General features: G+C 78.8%; 1 protein-coding gene. It reads right to left on the minus strand.

From position 1 onward, the window contains the following. A partial coding sequence (locus ACFXA3_RS41885; RefSeq protein WP_385196659.1) for a methyltransferase domain-containing protein occupies positions 1 to 1,794 on the minus strand: 1,794 nt, incomplete at its 3' end. Positions 1,795 to 1,911 lie beyond the last annotated feature (117 nt).

Below are 1,911 nucleotides of genomic sequence, written 5' to 3' on the forward strand. Positions count from 1 at the left end.
CCGTACGGGCGGGGCCGGGGGAGCCCAGGGGCGGTCCGGATCCGGCGCCAGCCGGGTGGTGGTCAGGGCCACCGCGCCGAAGAAGTCATTGCCCTGGTGGGCGGGGCCGTGCTCCTCGGCCACGACGGTGAACCCGCGCTCGGCCAGCGCCTCGCGCAGGTTCGGCGCCGGGATCAGGTGCTGGTGCTGCGGCTGGAACCACGGCAGCCACGCGGATCCCAGCAGCCGCGCCATCCGCGATTCGGGATCGGGCAGCTCGATCGCCAGGTGTCCGCCGGGGGCGAGGACGGCGGCCGCGGTGTCCAGCTCGGCGAGCGGATCACGCGTGTGCTCCAGGTAGTGGTACATGCTGACGACCTCGTACCGGGCGGCCAGCTTCTGCGCGAACTCCGGGAACTGGCCCTGGAACCCGGTCTCCACCCAGCCGCGCCGCTCGGCCTCGGCGACCCCGTCGCCCATGTCCAGGCCGTCGAAGCGGGTGTCCGGCCACAGGGTCTGCGCCACGGTGCAGAAGTGGCCGTGCCCGGTTCCGACATCGAGCCAGGAGGCCGGTGCGTGCGCGGTGTGCGGGCGGAGCATCTCGGCGCGCTTGCGGTAGGAGTCGCCCAGCTGCCCGAAGACCGCGCCGGCGCCTTCGCCGCCGCGCCCGTCGTAGAAGTCCCGGTAGTAGAACTCCAGGCCTTCCAGGGTCAGCCGGGGGTTCTGGAAGACGTGCCCGCAGTCCGCGCACCGCTCCAGGGTGAACCGGCCGGGCTTGCCCTGGAGGAGGTCGGGCACGCGGACGCGAACGGAGAGCCGCTGCGAGCCGCACCAGGGGCAGTCGGGCCGCCGCGGCTCCAGGAACCGCTCGCTGCCCAGGGCCAGTTCGGCCCGGTACGCGGCTGCCGTACGGGCGGTCCCGGCGTTCGTGTCAGCGGGCGCGCCCAGGACCGCGGCGGCGGTACGCACGGCGGCGCCGAGGGAACGCGCCGGCCGGGCGGCGGTCGCCCCGGGGAGATCGGCAGGACGCAGCGGGGCGCCCGGACCGCCGAGCACCAGGTACGGCTGCAGCCAGTACAGCCCGGCCGCGGCCGCACCCCACCGGCCCTGCCGCGCGGCGAGCCCCGCCAGCAGTGCCAGCCCGCCGACCTGGGCGGCGGCCAGCGCCCCCGGCGGCAGCCCCTGCGCCCGCAGCTCGGCCGCCCGGACCGGCCCCGCGGGGTCCGCGGTCCGGCCGACGGACAGGGCGGGTGCGATGGCCAGGCCCGTGGCGCCGGCCGCGTACTCCTTCAAGCGGCGTGTCAGCGCCAGGAGTTCCGCCCGGGTCCGTCCCGCGCCGGGCCCGCCGGAGTCCGCACCGCCGGAGTCCGTACCGCCGGGGTTCGTCCCGGCAGGGTCCGTGCCGTCCCGGTCCACCCCGGCCCGGGCCAGCACCTCCTCGGCGACCAGGACGGCGTACCCGGCTCCGCGCCCCTCGGCCAGCCGGTCCTCCCGGTACCGGACCGGGTCGACCAGCCGCAGCAGCCCCAGCGCCCGCTCGGTGGCGAGGTCCGCCGGCAGCAGGTCCAGCACCCGCAGGCCCTCCCGGTCGGCGTGCGCGCAGGCGGCCAGGAACGTCGCCGGGCCGGCCTCGACCCCGCGCGCGGTCAGCAGCCGCCACCCCGCGGCGCGCGGCAGTCCCGTCGCCGCGGACGGCGGCGCGGGCAGTACGGGGACGGCCCGCAGGCGGCGCCGGGCCCGGACGGTACCCGCGCCGAGCGCGGCCACGGTCAGCGCGGAGGTCCAGCGGACCCGGTGCAAGGGGGACGGCGTCATGACAGCTTCTCCAACCGGTCGGGGGGGGGGGGGGGGGCCCCCGCCCGCGCCCGGCCGGGGGCGGGGCGGCCGGGGGCCCGGGGCGGGGCGGGGGGGGGGGCGAGCGCCCCGGCCGCC

It is taken from the genome of Streptomyces sp. NPDC059456, from assembly GCF_042750055.1.
Lineage (GTDB): Bacteria > Actinomycetota > Actinomycetes > Streptomycetales > Streptomycetaceae > Streptomyces.